18 protein-coding genes are annotated in these 16682 nt (G+C 59.9%); 12 read left to right on the top strand and 6 right to left on the bottom strand.

Features of this window, described 5'->3' with window-relative positions; genetic code table 11:
* Entirely contained in the window at positions 1-636 is a 636-nt protein-coding gene (gene msrA / locus HJD22_RS14080) for a peptide-methionine (S)-S-oxide reductase MsrA (protein ID WP_208656395.1), read from the top strand.
* Here the strand turns inward: msrA and HJD22_RS14085 are convergent.
* The 3 genes from HJD22_RS14085 to can all read right to left on the bottom strand — a co-directional run bounded on the left by HJD22_RS14085 (position 617) and on the right by can (position 3767).
* Positions 617-1657, bottom strand: coding sequence for a hydrolase (locus tag HJD22_RS14085; RefSeq protein ID WP_208656394.1), 1041 nt, complete (start codon positions 1655-1657; stop codon positions 617-619). The two genes, msrA and HJD22_RS14085, sit on opposite strands and share 20 nt — an antisense overlap.
* A 115-nt stretch (positions 1658-1772) precedes the next feature.
* Positions 1773-3083, bottom strand: a complete 1311-nt coding sequence (pepQ, locus tag HJD22_RS14090) for a Xaa-Pro dipeptidase (protein ID WP_208656393.1) — start codon at positions 3081-3083, stop codon at positions 1773-1775.
* A gap of 27 nt (positions 3084-3110) precedes the next feature.
* On the bottom strand, positions 3111-3767 hold the full coding sequence (gene can, locus HJD22_RS14095) for a carbonate dehydratase (RefSeq protein WP_208656392.1): 657 nt from the start codon (positions 3765-3767) through the stop codon (positions 3111-3113).
* Between the two features lie 167 nt (positions 3768-3934).
* Between can and gorA the strand changes: the two genes are divergently transcribed.
* The 10 genes from gorA (at position 3935) to yidD (ending at position 13000) form a co-directional block, all read left to right on the top strand.
* Positions 3935-5296 (top strand): glutathione-disulfide reductase, encoded by a 1362-nt coding sequence (gorA, locus tag HJD22_RS14100; RefSeq protein ID WP_248730266.1) that lies wholly within the window; start codon positions 3935-3937, stop codon positions 5294-5296.
* Between the two features lie 249 nt (positions 5297-5545).
* The gene (gene ectA, locus HJD22_RS14105) at positions 5546-6121 is read left to right on the top strand and encodes a diaminobutyrate acetyltransferase (protein WP_208656390.1); all 576 of its coding nucleotides are present in this window, start codon (positions 5546-5548) and stop codon (positions 6119-6121) included.
* Between the two features lie 68 nt (positions 6122-6189).
* Entirely contained in the window at positions 6190-7455 is a 1266-nt protein-coding gene (ectB, locus tag HJD22_RS14110; RefSeq protein WP_208656389.1) for a diaminobutyrate--2-oxoglutarate transaminase, read from the top strand.
* Positions 7456-7594: 139 nt separating this feature from the next.
* Complete coding sequence (locus HJD22_RS14115; protein WP_208656388.1) at positions 7595-7990, top strand: ectoine synthase; 396 nt, start codon at positions 7595-7597, stop codon at positions 7988-7990.
* 344 nt (positions 7991-8334) lie between these two features.
* The gene (locus HJD22_RS14120; RefSeq protein WP_208656948.1) at positions 8335-9099 is read left to right on the top strand and encodes an ATP-dependent zinc protease; all 765 of its coding nucleotides are present in this window, start codon (positions 8335-8337) and stop codon (positions 9097-9099) included.
* 60 nt (positions 9100-9159) lie between these two features.
* Positions 9160-10665, top strand: coding sequence for a UUP1 family membrane protein (locus HJD22_RS14125; RefSeq protein WP_208656387.1), 1506 nt, complete (start codon positions 9160-9162; stop codon positions 10663-10665).
* 11 nt (positions 10666-10676) lie between these two features.
* Positions 10677-11654, top strand: a complete 978-nt coding sequence (locus tag HJD22_RS14130) for an alpha-L-glutamate ligase-like protein (protein ID WP_208656386.1) — start codon at positions 10677-10679, stop codon at positions 11652-11654.
* A 72-nt stretch (positions 11655-11726) separates the two neighbouring features.
* On the top strand, positions 11727-12164 hold the full coding sequence (locus tag HJD22_RS14135) for a transcriptional repressor (RefSeq protein ID WP_208656385.1): 438 nt from the start codon (positions 11727-11729) through the stop codon (positions 12162-12164).
* Between the two features lie 36 nt (positions 12165-12200).
* Entirely contained in the window at positions 12201-12650 is a 450-nt protein-coding gene (gene hisI / locus HJD22_RS14140) for a phosphoribosyl-AMP cyclohydrolase (protein WP_208656384.1), read from the top strand.
* Positions 12651-12652: 2 nt separating this feature from the next.
* Positions 12653-13000 (top strand): membrane protein insertion efficiency factor YidD, encoded by a 348-nt coding sequence (gene yidD / locus HJD22_RS14145; RefSeq protein ID WP_208656383.1) that lies wholly within the window; start codon positions 12653-12655, stop codon positions 12998-13000.
* 95 nt (positions 13001-13095) lie between these two features.
* Here the strand turns inward: yidD and HJD22_RS14150 are convergent, their stop codons facing one another.
* The gene (locus HJD22_RS14150; RefSeq protein ID WP_208656382.1) at positions 13096-13530 is read right to left on the bottom strand and encodes a SufE family protein; all 435 of its coding nucleotides are present in this window, start codon (positions 13528-13530) and stop codon (positions 13096-13098) included.
* Between the two features lie 2 nt (positions 13531-13532).
* A complete protein-coding gene (locus HJD22_RS14155; RefSeq protein ID WP_208656381.1) occupies positions 13533-14759 on the bottom strand; it encodes a site-specific integrase in 1227 nt (408 codons plus the stop codon).
* A gap of 209 nt (positions 14760-14968) precedes the next feature.
* On the opposite strand from HJD22_RS14155, the gene HJD22_RS14160 reads away from it, so the two are divergent.
* The gene (locus tag HJD22_RS14160; protein WP_208656380.1) at positions 14969-15934 is read left to right on the top strand and encodes a DNA-binding protein; all 966 of its coding nucleotides are present in this window, start codon (positions 14969-14971) and stop codon (positions 15932-15934) included.
* Positions 15935-15967: 33 nt separating this feature from the next.
* On the opposite strand, the gene nfuA is transcribed toward HJD22_RS14160, so the two are convergent.
* Positions 15968-16558, bottom strand: a complete 591-nt coding sequence (nfuA, locus tag HJD22_RS14165) for a Fe-S biogenesis protein NfuA (protein WP_208656379.1) — start codon at positions 16556-16558, stop codon at positions 15968-15970.
* Between the last annotated feature and the right edge of the window lie 124 nt (positions 16559-16682).

Genomic DNA, 16682 nt, shown 5'->3' on the forward strand with positions numbered 1-16682 from the left:
ATGTGGATACGAGAGAAGCCACGCATGATTACCGCCGATCAGGCACTGGAAGGGCGCGACACGCCACTTGAGATCAGTGGCATTCACTACGTCAGCGACCGCCCCATGTTGCCGCCGTACCCGGCGGGGATGCGCGACATCGTGCTCGGGCTTGGTTGTTTCTGGGGTGCCGAGAGGTTGTTCTGGGAGTTGCCTGGCGTCCATGTCACGCTGGTTGGTTATGCTGGAGGCTTCACGCCCAATCCTACCTACGACGAGACCTGCAGCGGCCTGACCGGCCACGCCGAAGTGGTGCGAGTGGTCTACGATCCCGAGCAGGCGTCGCTTGAACGTCTGCTGGAGGTGTTCTGGGAGTCCCACGACCCCACTCAGGGGTTGCGACAGGGTAACGATGTGGGCAGCCAGTACCGTTCCGCCATCTACTACCACGACGATCAACAACAGGAAGTGATCGAGCGTAGCCGCGAACGTTATCAGCGGGCGCTGAGTGCTGCAGGGCAAGGCGACATCACGACGCAGATCGCGCGCCTTGAGACCTTTTATGTGGCCGAGGAGCATCACCAGCAGTATCTGGCCAAGAATCCTGGCGGTTATTGCGGATTGAGGGGCACTGGCGTCAGCTGTCCAATCGACTAGCCGATGAGTAAGCTGGATTGGTGAAAACGTCGCGAAGCGAAGCCCAGTCCTGCAGTTGGCGCTCCACGCGCCTGGCAAGCCATGAGGTCAGACGCCCTCCGCGACGCTCCATAAACCCCACATGCCCACCTTGCCGTGCGATCTCTACGCGAACCGCCTCGGAGGGGAGAGGCAGTCGCTCGAACAGATCAGCGGGCATGAATGGGTCGTCATCGGCATGGATAATCAAGGTCGGCAGCTCGATATCGCCAAGCAGCGGGCCAGCCGAGGCGCGCCGGTAGTAGTCGCTGGCGGAGCTGAATCCATGCAGTGGTGCCGTTACTTCATTGTCGTACGCCCAGAAGCTGTCGAGCTCCTTGAGCTGATAGTGGGTGAGCGCAATTGGCAATCCCCCCATCGCCATCTTCGCGGATATCTTGCGCTTGAGTGCCTTGAGAAGATGGCGCTGGTAGACGCGTGCAAAGCCAATGTTGAGAGCATCGGCCGAAGCGGCCAGGTCGAGCGGCGGGCAGATGGCAATCGCACCAGCCAGATCGAGACCGTCGCCGCCCTGTTCAGCCACCAGCTTGACCAGTACGTTGGCGCCTAGTGAAATGCCGGAGGCCACCTTGATGGCATGCGGATAGCGCTGGGCGAGCTGGCCGATGACCCAGTAGGCATCGGCGGTATCGCCACTGTGGTAGGCGCGTGGCAGCCGGTTGGGCGCCTGACCACAGCCGCGAAAGTGCATCATCACCGCGCGCCAGCCCGACGCCGCGGCAACCGCGAGAAGCTCACGGGCATAAGGTGAGTCGAACGAGCCTTCTAGCCCATGGAAGAGGATGAACAGCGGGGCATCGGCGCTTGCCGGTGCGTCGCGTACCCATGAAAGCTCGACGAAATCGCCATCGGGCAGATTGAGAATCTCGGTGCATCGCGCAAGACGCCGCCTTGGCAGCAGCCTTGGCAGCAGGGTCTGGATGTGTCGGTTGCCCAGGCCTCTAGGAGCGACGAAGTCTGCCGAAACGATAATGCGCGACATGCCGGCCTCGATTCAGTAAGTCATTTCAGCTTAACGCGAGAATCGAGACAGGCAAAGCTGTGAACGCTGACCAATCGTCGTAGGCGACAATTCTCATTGGCTGGCAGTCATATCCTCAGCCATCGCCGGGCAGCGCGGTCAGGTTGTCAGGCCGTTGCGGCGTGATCCTGATATTGTCCTCAGTGCGAATCCCTCCATGGGGAATCAATCTTTCCACCAGCGTCCAGTCGATCGACTTGCCGGCATTGCCATCACGCAAGGGCTCGAGCAGCATGGGGATGAAGTAGAGTCCGGGCTCCACGGTTACCACCATCTCCGCGTCGAGCTCTCGTGTCAGTCGTAGCGCCGGCGACAGGGAGGGTGGCGGCAGAGGAGTGCCGTTGGCGTGGCGACGACCCGCAACGTCGTGGACCTGCAGACCCAACAGGTGACCTACTCCATGGGGGCAGAAGGCACGGGTGATGCCCTGCGACACGGCCGCCTCGGCGGAGCAGTGAACGAGACCCTGATCAACAAGTAATTCCCCGAGCATCGCGTGCATCCTGTCGTGCACCTCGACGAACGAAAGCCCTGGCCGTAGCAGGGCAATCAGCCGGTACTTGATCCGCTCCAGCTCTTCGACGAGTACTGCAAAAGGCGCGACGGCGTCCGGCCCCGTCCAGGTTCGGCTGATATCGGCACCATAGCCGCGAAAGCGATAGCCGGCGTCGATCAACATGGCGTGGCGCTTTGCGGCTGCCTCGCTCGCGTAGTGCTGATAATGAAGCACTCCGGCATGCTCATTGATACCGACGATGCTCTGATAGGGCAGCGTGGCCTCTCGCTGTCTGACGGCGACGAGATAGGCGAGGTGGATCGAAAGCTCATCGTCCCCGTCGAGAAAGGCAAGACGGGCCGCGTCGTGACCCCGCAGCGCCTGCCGATTGGCATGCCTCAGGCAGGCGATTTCATAGGCGCTCTTGCATACCCGAAGCTCATCCAACGCCAGGCAGAGCGGGTCGGGATTGAGATCTGCCGCCAGCGTTGCGGCGAGCTCGGCAGACACCTCGCCGATTACCGCCACGCGGCCCTCGGGCAGCCTTGGTGGCCTATCATCGCACACGTACTCGACGTGGAAGCATTCGGCCCAAGGCTCCTCGGGAAGGCGCAAGGGGAGGTGCCAGAAATCGGCTGGAGCATGAACCTGCAGCCGGAGTGAGAGGCCTGGCTGAACGACCAGCCAACTGGACTGCATGTCGGGAAGCGGCACCCAGTGCAGGAAATGGCCAAAGGCAGTAAAGGCAGGGTGCTGGTCATCGCCGAAATGGGCATGCGACCGACCGCTGAAAATCAGCACCGCATCGTAGCCGACGTTGTCCATTACCTCGCCATAGGCGGATTCCAGCCAGCGCAGATGGTCGAGCTGAAGGGAAAGGGTATCGTTCATGGACACTCCAGGTTGGGGCAGCAACGGCTAAGCATCGTTCTCGTCAGGTGTAAGACGATTCACTCGATAGAGCTGCGGCACCTGATCGAGCCCCTCCATGGTGCAGTCGAGATCCTTGACGCGGCCATCGCCAAGCCCATAGACCCACCCATGGACAGCCAGCGGCTGGCCGCGCTGCCACGCGCTCTGGATGATCTTGGTTCGACACAGGTTATCGACCTGCGCCTTGACGTTGAGCTCACAGAGACGATCGACCTGCTCCTCGGTTTCCAGTTCGCAGAGCTCCTTGCGGTGCCGACTGTAGAGCTCGCGTACCGAGTGCAGCCAGAAATCGACGATGCCATGCTCCCCTCCGGTCATTGCGGCGCGCACCCCGCCACAACCGTAGTGGCCAACGATGAGGATGTGTTTGACCTTGAGCACATCCACGGCATATTGCACGACCGACAACGCATTCATGTCGTTATGGTAGAGCAGGTTGGCTACGTTACGGTGAACGAAGACCTCGCCGGGCGGCAGATCGATGATCTGGTTGGCCGGTACCCGGCTGTCGGAGCAGCCGATCCACAGGTAGTCGGGCTGCTGCTGCTGCGACAGTCGCGAGAAGAAGTTGGGCTCCTGCTGACAAATGGTCTCCGCCCATAGGCGATTGCGCTCGAGAAGTTCCTGCATGCGTTCTTTCATGATGCTGTCCTAAAGTCGTGCATGAGCCACGGCTGATACCCGAGGCGGGGATCGCTTCTTTTACCGCTCTCCACCATGCCGGTCAACGTCTGCCGCGTCCTCCCGACATTGCCGTTTGACTGTTATCATGCCATCCATCTGCCCTTTTCATGATTCAGGAGAGCAACGTGTCCGACTATGACTACGACCTGTTTGTCATCGGTGCTGGCTCCGGCGGTGTACGTGCGGCGCGCACCGCGGCAGCCACTGGCGCCCGAGTGGCCGTGGCCGAGGATCGTTACCTGGGGGGAACCTGCGTCAATGTCGGTTGTGTACCCAAGAAACTCTACTCCTATGCGGCACACTTTCGCGACACCTTCGAGGAGAGTCGCGGGTTTGGCTGGAGCCTGCCCGGCGCGCCGCGCTTCGACTGGGCGACGCTGCGTGACAACAAGAGCGAGGAGATCAAGCGACTCAATGGCATCTACGGCCGACTGTTGGAAGGTGCGGGCGTCACCTTGATCAATGGCCGAGCCAAGATCGTCGATGCTCACACCATCGAGGTGGCAGGCGAGCGCATCAGTGCCGAAAAGATGCTGGTCGCGACAGGCGGCTGGCCCTGGATTCCCGACTTCCCCGGCAATCAATATGCCATCGACTCCAATCACCTGTTCGACCTGGAGAGCTTCCCCAAGCGCTTCCTGGTACTGGGCGGAGGCTACATTGCCGTCGAGTTCGCCAGTATCTTCAATGGGCTGGGGAGCGAGGCGCACCTAGTCTATCGAGGCGAGCTGTTCCTGCGCGGCTTCGATCGCGAGGTGAGGGAGTTCGCTCGCGACGAGATGGCCAAGAAAGGCGTCAATCTGCATTTCGAAGCCAACATCGAGCAGGTCGACAAGATCGAGGTTGGCTACCGGGTCAGCCTGACCAATGGTGAGCAGATCGACGTTGATGCCATTCTCGCGGCCACCGGCCGCAAGCCGCATCTACTGGGACTTGGGCTGGATGAACTGGGCATCGAACTCAACGCCGATGGCAGCATCAGCGTCAACGAGCGCTACGAAACTTCCATTCCCTCGATCCTGGCGCTGGGCGATGTGACGGGCGGACCGGAGCTGACGCCCATCGCGCTTGCCGAAGCCATGCACATGGCCAAGCACCACTTCTCCGACACGCCTCCCGCTCCCCTCGACTATCAAAACATTGCTACTGCAGTGTTCTGCCATCCCAACATCGGTACCGTTGGGCTATCGGAGGAGGAGGCTCGGGATCAGTGCGGCGAGATCCGTATCTATACCACCGACTTTCGCCCCATGAAGCATACCCTGTCCGGCAGTGATGAGCGCTGCTTGATGAAACTGATCGTCGACGATCGCAGCGATCGCATCGTCGGCGCTCATATGGTGGGCGAAGAGGCGGGCGAGCTGATCCAAGGTATTGCCATTGCTGCGCGCGCCGGCCTGACGAAAGAGGATTTCGACGCCACCGTGGGGATTCATCCCACCGCGGCCGAGGAGTTCGTGACCATGCGCAGCGTGACCCGACGCTGATTACGGCCGCCTCGGCCAGCCAATCTCAAAGCCACTTGAGCAGTGGCTTTTTTCATGCCTGTTTTCAGCGCGCTGCTAAACTGGAAGGCGACGGGACGGATTTTCTTCGGCTCTTGGAGCTTGGTCGACATGACCATGCAAATAACTCAAGGTTATGGATTGCGCGCATCTTGATAACCCGGCTCTTTGATTTGTGCATAAGCGCTTGTTATCATGATGTGCAAATTCGCCAACAGCGAAGCATAAGAGATGAACGTATCCATGCAGCCCTTTACTACCTCTGCTGATCTGGCCCGCCCCAGCGTGGCGGATGCCGTAGTCGGCAATACGTCACAGTTATATATCCGTAAACCCAATCCCGATGACGGTTGGGGTATCTATGAATTGGTCAAGTCATGCCCGCCGCTGGATGTCAATTCGGCTTATGCTTACCTGCTGCTGGCCACTCAGTTCCGCGACAGTTGCGCTGTTGCTACCAATGAAGAGGGGGAGGTCGTTGGCTTCGTCTCCGGCTACGTGAAGAGCAATGCCAGCGATACCTATTTTCTGTGGCAGGTAGCAGTGGGTGAAAAAGCGCGTGGAACGGGATTGGCGCGGCGTCTCGTGGAAGCGGTCATGAGCCGTCCTGAGCTGGCGGCGGTACGTCATCTGGAAACTACCATTACACCAGACAACACGGCATCTTGGGGCTTGTTCAAGCGCCTTGCCGATCGTTGGCAGGCCCCCCTTAATAGCCGGGAGTACTTCTCTACCGATCAGCTCGGCGGTGAGCACGATCCGGAAAACCTGGTGCGTATCGGCCCGTTTCAGCCCGAGCGCATCTGATCACTATTTGGCCTACCGAAAGCGTCCGGTAGGCGGCTTTCATGCAGACCCAAGACAGGAGGTCATCGATGCAGACCCAGATTCTCGAACGTATGGAATCGGAAGTTCGTACCTATTCACGCTCGTTCCCGGTGGTATTCACGCAAGCCAGAGGCGCCCGATTGACAGCTGAAAACGGCCAGGAATACATCGACTTCCTGGCGGGTGCCGGCACACTCAACTATGGCCACAATCATCCCAAGCTCAAGGAGGCATTGCTCGAGTATCTCGCAAGCGACGGCATCATCCATGGCCTGGACATGTGGACCAAGGCCAAGCGCGAATATCTCGAGACGCTGGAGGAGGTAATCCTCAAGCCACGCGGCTTGGACTACAAGGTTCACCTGGCGGGCCCGACTGGCACCAATGCTGTTGAAGCTGCGATTCGTCTGGCGCGCGTTGCCACTGGCCGTCACAACATCGTGTCGTTCACCAACGGTTTCCATGGCGTGACCATGGGGGCGCTCGCGGTGACCGGTAACCGCAAGTTCCGTGAGGCTACCGGCGGCATTCCCACCCAGGGCGCCTCCTTCCTGCCATTCGATGGCTACCTTGGCGAGAATGTCGATACCCTGGACTACTTCGAGAAACTGCTTGGCGACAATTCAAGCGGGCTGGACAAGCCGGCGGCCGTGATCGTTGAAACCGTGCAGGGGGAGGGTGGAATCAATCCTGCGGGGATCGAGTGGCTCAAGCGGCTACAGCAGATTTGCCAGGCCAATGAGATCCTGCTGATCGTCGATGACATTCAGGCAGGCTGCGGCCGTACCGGCAAGTTCTTCAGCTTCGAGCATGCAGGTCTCAAGCCCGACATCGTCACCAACTCCAAATCGCTTTCAGGGCTTGGCATGCCATTTGCCCATGTCCTGATGCGCCCGGAACTCGACAAGTGGAAGCCTGGTCAGTACAACGGCACCTTCCGTGGCTTCAGCCTGGCACTGGTCACTGCTGCCGCTGCAATGCGCCACTTCTGGAGCGACGACAAGCTCGAGCGCGATGTGGTTCGCAAGGGTCGCATTGTCGAGGAGCGTTTCCAGCAACTGGCGAGCTGGCTGTGCGAGAAGGGCATCACCGCGTCCGAACGTGGACGTGGCCTGATGCGTGGGCTCGATGTCGGCAGCGGCGTCAACGCTGACAAGATCACCGCCGAAGCCTTCAAGCGAGGCTTGATCATTGAAACCAGCGGTCATGCCGGGCAAGTGGTCAAATGCCTGTGCCCTTTGACCATCAGCGACGACGACCTGCTCGAAGGGCTGGATATTCTCGACGCCAGCACCAAGGCAGTATTCGGCTGATGCCTGCCTGCCATCCGTTGGATGCGGTATGGCATGGCGTGAACACATGTTACCTTCGCCATGACCCGACACGCTCGGGTCATTTTATTGAACGGCGTCCTTGGCCGTTCCGACTCCCGTCTATGGAAGGAAAATAGCGATGATCGTACGCAACCTCGAAGAAGCCCGTAAGACCGGCCGTCTCGTCCAGGCCGAGCATGGTCAGTGGGACAGTACACGTCTGATGCTTGCCGACGATGGCGGCAACTGCTCGTTCCACATTACCCGAATCTTTGAAGGTACCGAGACCCATATCCACTACAAGCATCACTTCGAGGCGGTGTATTGCATGGAGGGTGAAGGCGAAGTGGAAACCTTGGCCGATGGCAAGATCTGGCCGATCAAGCCGGGTGACATCTATATTCTCGATCAGCATGATGAACACCTGCTGCGTGCCACCAAGACCATGCACCTGGCTTGTGTCTTTACACCACCGATCACCGGCACGGAAGTGCACCGCGAAGATGGCTCCTACGCCCCGGCTGGCGAAGCTTGATCGCGCAGGATCATCGCTGTTTTCTTGGCAAGGCCTCGGCAAAATGCCGGGGCCTTGAGTTTCCGGGCTTGTCGATCACTCCTGCACGGGATCCAAGCTTCGCATAATGTATATTATGTTAAATCAAATATTCATGACACGCCACGACGCCTTGCCCACCTCGTTATGATTGGACAGCCGTATTGCGCTGTCCTTATCATGCTTGCCTAGTTACGAAGCCGTCAGGATCAACAATTACCATGTCTATCGGAATGCAGACTCGCCGCTCTCTTTCATTCGCTGCGTTACTGGCCGCTGCGCTGTCGCTTACCGGCTGCGCCCTGTCCGAAACACGCACTGAAAGTATGGGCGAAGCCGAGCCTTCCCTGGCGCGCGATGATTTCAATCTGCGCATCGACGAGCTCGAGCAGCGTCTCGTCGAACGCTGTGTTCAGCAGCACGCCCTATCCGAAAGGCAACAGCAACAGGCCTTCGACCTGTCAATGGAGGTTCGTGATGTCGGCAGCCTGGTCAGGCATTTGAGAGCGGATATCGAGAATCTCAACGTTGATTCGAACACCGAGCCGTCACAGTGCGTCGCCTCCCAGGAGACTCGATTCGATAACAGGGAGGTCCTCGGTCGCAGTGAGTGGATCGGTTTGCCAAGCGTTGGCACCTATCTCAAGGCGCGTATCGACTCCGGTGCCAACACCTCGTCGCTTTCAGCAAGCGAGATCACTCGTTTCGAGCGTGACGGCGAGAACTGGGTCCGATTCAAGCTGGCTTTAAGCGACGAGGACGTGGTCGTCGAACAGGTGCGTGATGAGTGGATCGAGGCGCCGGTCATTCGGCGTGTCAGAATACTCCAGGCGGCGGGAAGCGATACGCGCCCCGTGGTGAGCCTGCTGATGACGCTGGGACCGATTCGGGAACAGGTCGAATTCACTCTCAATGACCGTAGCCACCTCAACTATCCTGTGCTACTTGGCCGCCGCTTCATGATGGATATCGCCATGATCGACGTCGCCGAGAGCTACCTTCATCCGCGCCCCGAGTTTCCCGGCGGCCGTCCCGCCGAAGAGGCCGCCACGGATGAAGTCGACACCGAAGACAATGACGAAGAGGCCTAAGGCTGCCGTTGCCGCTTCAATGCGACTGCTCTTCGCGTGAAACTTTGACAAGGAAACTGCATGTCACGCCTGCCCTTCTATCTTCTTACCGGTTTCTTGCTGATCGCTGGCATTGCCTTGAGCGTGCATCGACACGTGCAGTTCGAAGTGCCCTGGACACCGGGCGAGCAGCGCCAGGTATGGGAAATCGAGGCGTTGGTCAACTTCAACGCCACGGGTGGCCCCGTGCTCGTCGACATGGCGCTCCCTTCACACCAATCGGAGTACCGGGTGCTCACCGAGAACACCGCCTCTTCCGGCTATGGTCTGTCGTTCATCGATAACCAGCGTGGACGTCGCGCCCAGTGGTCGATTCGTGAGGCGCAAGGTAGCCAACAGCTCTACTACTCCGTGCAGCTGCTGGTGGCGCCGGACTCCCGCCCTCCCTTGGCGCAGCGTCCACCGCTGCCACGCGATATCGCCTGGGAGCGTCCCTACGACAGTGTCGTCAGCCAGGTGATCGAGCGTGCGTGGCAGCGCTCCGCTACCCCGTTCACCTTTACTCGTGAGTTGATCCGCGATGTCGTCGGCGATCGTCAGGGCGAGAACTCGCGCTTGCTGCTGACCCAATATGACCCGGGCCCGCTGCTGGTCAGGCTGCTCAACGAAGCCGGCATTCACGCCCGCGAAGTCAATGGTCTGCTCCTCGAGGATGGCCGGCGTCGGCAGAGCCTGACCTCCTGGCTGCAGGTCTTCGACGACGAGCGCTGGGTGCTCTTCAACCCGGTGACTGGCGAGCAAGGCCGACCGGAAAACCTGCTGTTATGGGAGGATAATGGTCAGGCGGTCCTGGAGGTTCAGGGCGGGACCAACTCACGCATCAGCTTCTCGATGCTGCAGCATAACCAGCCGGCCGCAGCGGCCGTACGCAATCAGCTCTCAAGCGACACCCTACTGAACTTCTCGATCCATAGCCTACCTCTTGAGGAGCAGGCACTGTTTCAGACGATTCTGCTGATTCCCATTGGTGCTCTGGTGGTCGTGCTACTGCGTGTTCTGGTCGGCATCAAGACCTCCGGCACCTTCATGCCGGTACTGATCGCGCTGGCCTTCATACAGACCACGCTTGCCACCGGCTTGATCGGCTTTCTGTTGATCGTGGCGGTGGGGCTAGTGATACGCAGCTATCTCTCTCATCTCAACCTACTACTGGTAGCGCGAGTGTCGGCGGTGATCATCACGGTCATCGCCATCATCTCGATCTTTTCGGTACTCTCCTACCGCATCGGGCTCAATGCGGGTCTGACCATCACCTTCTTCCCGATGATTATCCTCTCCTGGACCATCGAGCGAATGTCGATCCTGTGGGAGGAAGAGGGCCCCAAGCAAGTGCTGATCCAGGGCGGCGGCAGCCTGTTGACGGCGGTGCTGGCCTATTTGGCCATGAACAACCCTTGGGTGCGGCACATCACCTTCAACTTCCTAGGTGTCCAGCTCATTCTGATGGCACTGATACTACTGCTTGGCAATTACACCGGTTACCGGCTACTGGAGCTGCGACGCTTCAAGCCGGTCACCAACGACTGAGGCGCTCGCGCATGTGGACGACACCCGGCAAGCTTCGCGCGAAAGGCATCATCGGCATGAATCGCCGCAACATTCGCTATATTGGGCGTTACAACAGCCGGCGCCTCTATCCGCTGGTGGACGACAAGCTCAAGACCAAGTTGCTCGCTCATGAGTACGGTATCACCACCCCTGCACTCATCGGCACCGTGAGTACCCAGTTCGACGTCAAGCACGTCACCAAGATGGTCGCCGGTCATGGCGGGTTCGTGATCAAGCCAGCCAAGGGTAGCGGCGGCAAGGGCATACTGGTGATCGAGCGGGTCGAGGGTGACAGCTACATCAAGCCGAGTGGAGCCAATCTGGGGCGCGAATCCCTCGAGCGGCATGTCTCCAATATCCTGTCCGGTCTTTACTCCTTGGGTGGATCGCCCGATGTCGCGGTGGTAGAGGCCCTGATCAACTTCGATGCCAGTCTAGCGGAATACACCTACGAAGGGGTGCCGGACATCCGCGTCATCGTCTTCAAGGGGTATCCGGTCATGGCCATGATGCGCCTCTCCACGGCGGCATCGGATGGCAAGGCCAACCTTCACCAGGGAGCGGTGGGCGTAGGGCTGGACATCGCCACCGGCACCGCCCTGCGCGGCGTCCAGCATGACCGCCCGCGTATCGATCACCCCGATACCGGGCATGAACTCTCAAGCCTGAAGATCCCGGACTGGGAGACGCTGCTGACCCTGGCCGCGCGCTGCTATGAGATGACCGGGCTTGGCTACCTTGGCACCGATATGGTCCTCGACCGCGATCATGGTCCCATGCTGCTCGAGCTGAACGCGCGCCCCGGCCTGGCGATCCAGATGGCCAACGGCGAAGGCCTTCGCCCCCGCCTCGATCTGATCGAGCGACAGCCTGAGGGCGTGGATATCGCGACACGCGTCGCCTTTGCCCGCCGCCACTTCGCGCGCAAGGGGGAGCTTCACGAAGCGGTGCAGGCCTGTCCGGCTTGACGATCTGGTCGCACCGCGGCCAGCCGCGTACTATGTCCGCACGTTATGCTCACTCTTGCTATCAGGCGCTCCATGTTCGATTCACGTCCCTTGATCCAGCAGGCCGAAAATCAGTGTCAGGCACGTGGCGTGCGCTTCACGCCGATTCGCCGTCGGGTGCTGGAGATGATTGCCGGTACCGACGGCGGTCTCAAGGCCTATGACCTACTCGACAAGCTGGCTTTGGAGCATGCCGCCGCACGTCCTCCGACGGTCTACCGAGCGCTCGATTTTCTGATCGAGCAGGGCTTGGTGCACCGCATCGAATCGCTCAATGCCTACGTCGCCTGCCCCTGCCCCGAGCATACGCACGGTTTTCAGCTATTGATCTGCCATAAATGCGGCCGCGTCGAAGAACTGCATCTTGACGACGTCAATGCTCAGCTCTCGGCTCGTGCTCGCGAGCTGGGCTTTTGCGTCGAACGTCAGACCATCGAACTGCTCGGCATATGTGACCGCTGCCTCACTTAAACTAAGCCGTCTCCCCTCGTCCAAGTCGGAATCGCCATGAGTCAACTCTTCAAGGCGCTCGAAAGCGCCGCTACCCAGACACGCTATCCTGCCGAGCAGATCATCGAAGCGATCAAGTGGAGTGGCGATGGGCTGCTGCCGACCATCGCCCAACAGCATGATAGCGGTGAAGTGCTGATGATGGCCTGGATGAATCGTGAATCACTGCTTGAGACGCTACGCACCGGGCGCGTCTGCTACTGGTCGCGCTCGCGGGGCAAGCTGTGGCGCAAGGGGGAATCTTCGGGACAGGAGCAGCATTTGAAGGGGGCACGCATCGACTGCGACGGCGACACCTTGCTGCTACTCGTCGACCAGACGGGGCCTGCCTGTCACAGCGGCCGGCGCAGCTGCTTCTATGTTGCCCTGGAGGGCGAAGAGGCGCGCGTCATCAGCGAGCCATTGATCGATCCCGACGCGCTCTATGGCGCCAAGTCCTCACGCTAGCCATGCTTCGCCCGCTGACGTGGCTACGCTACCCGCTCTCATTGAGTGCCCGTGGGCTCTCCCTGCTGATGATCGGGCTGCTGAAAGCTTATCAATATCTCATCAGCCCCCTGCTCGGCCCACGCTGTCGCTTCTGGCCAAGCTGCTCGAACTACGCCGTTGAAGCGATTCAGGTGCACGGGTCGTTCAAGGGAGGCTGGCTGGCCCTCAAGCGTATTGTCAAGTGCCACCCGGGACACCCGGGTGGCATGGACCCGGTGCCTGGTGGCCCCAGCGAACGGCTCTGTCGCGACGATCCCGAGCTCGACGAGCACTGCTGCCGCCCCAATGAACTCGACTCGGGGCAATGACTCCCCCTCTGTAGGAATCTTTCAGCCAAGACTGGGCCTTGCGCATTCTCGCGGGAACGCCAGCAGCATGTCACCGTGCCCCTCGCCTGCGGACATCAAGCGGAGGCGGCCTTCTTTTCGGCGACATCGTAGATACGCTTGAGCATCGCGTGCAGCCCGTTGCTGCGCGTCGGCGAGAGGTGTTGATCGAGCCCCAGCGCCTCGATGAAGCGCGGCTCTGTCGCCACGATCTCCTCGGCAGTACGGTGATTGTAGATGCGCAGCAATACCGCGATCAGCCCCGAGACGATGGCGGCATCGGAGGTGGCATCGAAGCGTAACCGCTCCCCTTCCAGTTCGTGGCGCATCCACACATTGGATTGGCAGCCCTGGATCTTCAGTTCATCGCTCTTCCACTCTGGCGGAAACGCAGGCAGCTGTTTGCCCATGTCGATAATGTACTGGTAGCGATCCATCCAATTGTCGAACATGGCAAATTCATCGACCAGCTCCTGCTGGGCAGCTTGTGGCGTCGCTTCCTGTGGTTTCATGATCACTCCTCGTTACGGTTGCCGCCAGTATAACGCGACTCCCCTTCCTGGGTCCGTTTCGCCCCCCCGACCAGGGTCGACTCGAGGCCGTGACTGGCCAGTTGTTCATGCCATTCCTCGGCCTCGGCGTGCAGATAGCGCGCCGTGGTATCCAGTCGCGAATGGCGTGCGCTCATGGCCAGATAACGCAGCTCCACCCCGTGTTGCGCCTGATGGGTAATCGCTGTATGGCGAAGCCAATGGGGCGTGGCCTTGCGCAACCTGCGCGCCATGGGTCGTAGGGCGTTATCCTCCTGCGTCTCCAGCGTATCGGCAGCATCGGCAAACGCCCTCTTTATCAGGCGATAGAGCTGATTGTCACCAAGGCCGCGCCGCCCATCGAGTGCGCGCAGCAGTGGGCTCGTGTCGGCCGGGTCGGGATGCGCAGGCAGGTCCAGAAAGCGTCGCCACCCCTCGAGCAGCGCGAGCATATCGGAGGGTAGCGGCACAGTGGCGGTCTTGCCGCCCTTCCCCGTCACCCGCCACCACCAGCGCCCCTCGCGCAGCAGGAAATCCCCCATCTGAGCGCTCGCTATCTCGCTGATGCGCGGCGCCAAGAGATAGGCGAAACCGAAGATCAGTCGCCGACGTTGCCAAATAAAGTCCTGACGGCAAGAGCCCTGCTCCGGCGTGTTGACCCACTGCCACAACCACTCCCACAGCGGCCGCTCAAGATAGCGCTCGATGCCCTGCTGGCGGTTGTCGAGACGACGGCGCTTGTCGCGCATCAGGCGAAACGGGTTGTGGCTCACCCAACCCGCCTCGCTCAACCAGCTGTAAAGCCCCTGCAGGATGACCAAGCTCTGGCGTCGGCTAGCATCTGAAAGCGGCTGACGAAACGGTTTCCAATCGGCTGCCTTGCGTGGCTGCGGCGGCCCTATCCACCGGCTGGCCGGCTGCGGATCGCTCAGGAACGCCTCGAAACTCGCCAATCGGTCACGCTTGAGATCGGCCAGGCTCAGCTGATGGTCCCCTAACCAGAGCAACAGCCGCTCGGCCTCCTTGCGATAGGCGCGAAACGTCTGCGGGCTATGGCGATATTCGCTTAGCCATTCGCCAACCGCCTCGATATCGCTGCGCGCCACGATATGCACATGGCCTGCCGGTAGCAGCGGCTCGGCCTCGCCACCATCCCACTCGAGCGCACCGTCACCGATAGTACTGACATTGACATGCTTGCCGCCCTGCATGGCCTGTTCTCTCGCTTATAAAGAGTGTATGAGGCGTAGTGTGCGTGGCGACTTAATATTATTCAAGATAATGCGGGTAATCATGAGTTATTGAAAGATAAGATAAAGTAAATTACGTAATACGTATAACGTAAGCATTTATCTTCTAGCCAAATGCGTTATGCTGGGCGTTTCTGGCATCATCCAGGCTTGGAATAAGGGAGGAGTCCATGGCGCGCAGTGGCGTTCAATACGAGGATGTGCAGAGGGCGATCGATACCCTGCTGCAGCGTGGCGAGAGCCCCGGCGTGCAGAAAGTGCGTGAATTTCTGGGCACGGGAAGCTTCACCACGATCAGCGAGCATCTTCGCCAGTGGCGCCTCAAGCGTGAGGAGAACCAGCTCGAACCTCTGCCTCAGGCGCTGCCGGAGCCCATTCAGCTCATGGTCGTAGAGCTATGGCGAAAGGCTCAGGAATCGGCGGGAGAAGGCCTTGCGCATTATCGCCAGGATGCCGACCGTCAGGTTGAGGCAGCGTTAGCCTCGGCGCGGGAAAGCGAGCGTCAGGCCGAGCATGCCGTACAACGGGAAAATGCCCTGACCGAGCACCTTCGACAGATCCAGACGGCCTTGGAGGAGCGCAGTTCGCGCCTGGCCCGAGTGGAAGCCGAGCGCGATACACTGCAGCAGCGCCACGAGGGGCATGTGCAGAAAGTGGCACGCCTAGAAGAGCAATTGACTCGGCTCCAGCAGCGCAATGAAGCGCAAAGCCTCGAGCATCAACAGGCCCAGGCGCAATTGAGCGAGCGACATCAGGCGCAGTTAACTCAGGAGGAGCAGCGTCACGAGGCAGCCGAGTCACGCCTGATGCAGTTGCTCGACGATGCCCGGCAGGAGCGTCAATCCCTCGAAAAGCAACACGCTCACCGCCAGTCACAGCTGGAATCGCGCCTGGCGGAGCGGGATCAACAACTACAGGAGCTGCGAACCATCCTTGCCGAACAGGAACGGCTGCAGCGTGAAGCGGCATGGCACAACCAGCAATTTCAGGACAAGAATAGGGAACTGGAGCAACATCTGTCGCGAATCGAAAGTGACCTGGCGGAGCGGGAAACCGCACTCGGGCAGTGCCGGGAGGCACTGCGAGAGGCCGAAGCCCGACTGGCAAGAACGCCCCTGCCGCCTCTGGTCTACTAGAAAGCCTAGCGGCATCTTGGAGGGCTCAATGATTCAGCGATAGTAAGCCTGGGTAGTGTCGGTGTGATCGGTAACGTCACGAATCCCGGCAAGCTCCGGAATCCTCTCGAGCAGGGTCTTTTCGACCCCATCCTTGAGCGTCAAGTCGACGGCGGCGCAGCCCTGACAGCCGCCCCCGAACTGCAACACCGCCACATTCTCCTCGGTCAACTGGATCAGTTTGATCTCGCCCCCGTGAGCCGCCAGGCCCGGGTTGATCTCGCTGTAGAGAATATAATTGACCCGATCCTCCAAAGGGCTATCGGCATTGACCTTGGGCATCTTGGCGTTGGGTGCCTTGATCGTGAGCTGACCGCCCATACGATCGGCATTGAAGTCGACCACGGCCTCGTCCAGGAACGCTAGGCTGTGCTTGTCGAGGAAAACCTTGATCTTGGAGAGTTCAAGTTTTTCGTCGGTGGGCTCTTCTTCCCCGGGACGGCAGTAGGCCAGACAGGTCTCGGCATAGGGCGTACCCGGCTGGGTGATGAAAATACGCACCGCGATCCCCTCGACATTCTGTTTTTCAAGCAGTTCGGCGAGATAGTCCTGTGCGCTATCGGTAATTTGAATGTTCTGAGTCATGGCGTCGTCAGTCCTGCATCAAGAAGGTTGATTCTTCCTCCATGGTAAGGAAAAGTCTCCGCTGGCACAATCCCGAGTGAAATACTAGGTTTTGTCTCCCTGCCCCGCAACGCCCGCTTTCTGA

The organism is Halomonas sp. TA22 (genome assembly GCF_013009075.1).
Lineage (GTDB): Bacteria > Pseudomonadota > Gammaproteobacteria > Pseudomonadales > Halomonadaceae > TA22.

Excerpts from the sequence above, each read along its gene's own strand:
- HJD22_RS14130 (WP_208656386.1), top strand. The coding sequence starts at position 10,677 with ATGTGGACGACACCCGGCAAGCTTCGCGCGAAAGGCATCATCGGCATG.
- HJD22_RS14135 (WP_208656385.1), top strand. The coding sequence starts at position 11,727 with ATGTTCGATTCACGTCCCTTGATCCAGCAGGCCGAAAATCAGTGTCAG.
- HJD22_RS14160 (WP_208656380.1), top strand. The coding sequence starts at position 14,969 with ATGGCGCGCAGTGGCGTTCAATACGAGGATGTGCAGAGGGCGATCGAT.
- HJD22_RS14115 (WP_208656388.1), top strand. The coding sequence starts at position 7,595 with ATGATCGTACGCAACCTCGAAGAAGCCCGTAAGACCGGCCGTCTCGTC.
- HJD22_RS14120 (WP_208656948.1), top strand. The coding sequence starts at position 8,335 with ATGGGCGAAGCCGAGCCTTCCCTGGCGCGCGATGATTTCAATCTGCGC.
- ectB (WP_208656389.1), top strand. The coding sequence starts at position 6,190 with ATGCAGACCCAGATTCTCGAACGTATGGAATCGGAAGTTCGTACCTAT.
- HJD22_RS14155 (WP_208656381.1), bottom strand. The coding sequence starts at position 14,759 with ATGCAGGGCGGCAAGCATGTCAATGTCAGTACTATCGGTGACGGTGCG.
- ectA (WP_208656390.1), top strand. The coding sequence starts at position 5,546 with ATGAACGTATCCATGCAGCCCTTTACTACCTCTGCTGATCTGGCCCGC.
- yidD (WP_208656383.1), top strand. The coding sequence starts at position 12,653 with ATGCTTCGCCCGCTGACGTGGCTACGCTACCCGCTCTCATTGAGTGCC.
- msrA (WP_208656395.1), top strand. The coding sequence starts at position 1 with ATGTGGATACGAGAGAAGCCACGCATGATTACCGCCGATCAGGCACTG.
- can (WP_208656392.1), bottom strand. The coding sequence starts at position 3,767 with ATGAAAGAACGCATGCAGGAACTTCTCGAGCGCAATCGCCTATGGGCG.
- pepQ (WP_208656393.1), bottom strand. The coding sequence starts at position 3,083 with ATGAACGATACCCTTTCCCTTCAGCTCGACCATCTGCGCTGGCTGGAA.
- HJD22_RS14150 (WP_208656382.1), bottom strand. The coding sequence starts at position 13,530 with ATGAAACCACAGGAAGCGACGCCACAAGCTGCCCAGCAGGAGCTGGTC.
- HJD22_RS14125 (WP_208656387.1), top strand. The coding sequence starts at position 9,160 with ATGTCACGCCTGCCCTTCTATCTTCTTACCGGTTTCTTGCTGATCGCT.
- hisI (WP_208656384.1), top strand. The coding sequence starts at position 12,201 with ATGAGTCAACTCTTCAAGGCGCTCGAAAGCGCCGCTACCCAGACACGC.
- HJD22_RS14085 (WP_208656394.1), bottom strand. The coding sequence starts at position 1,657 with ATGTCGCGCATTATCGTTTCGGCAGACTTCGTCGCTCCTAGAGGCCTG.
- nfuA (WP_208656379.1), bottom strand. The coding sequence starts at position 16,558 with ATGACTCAGAACATTCAAATTACCGATAGCGCACAGGACTATCTCGCC.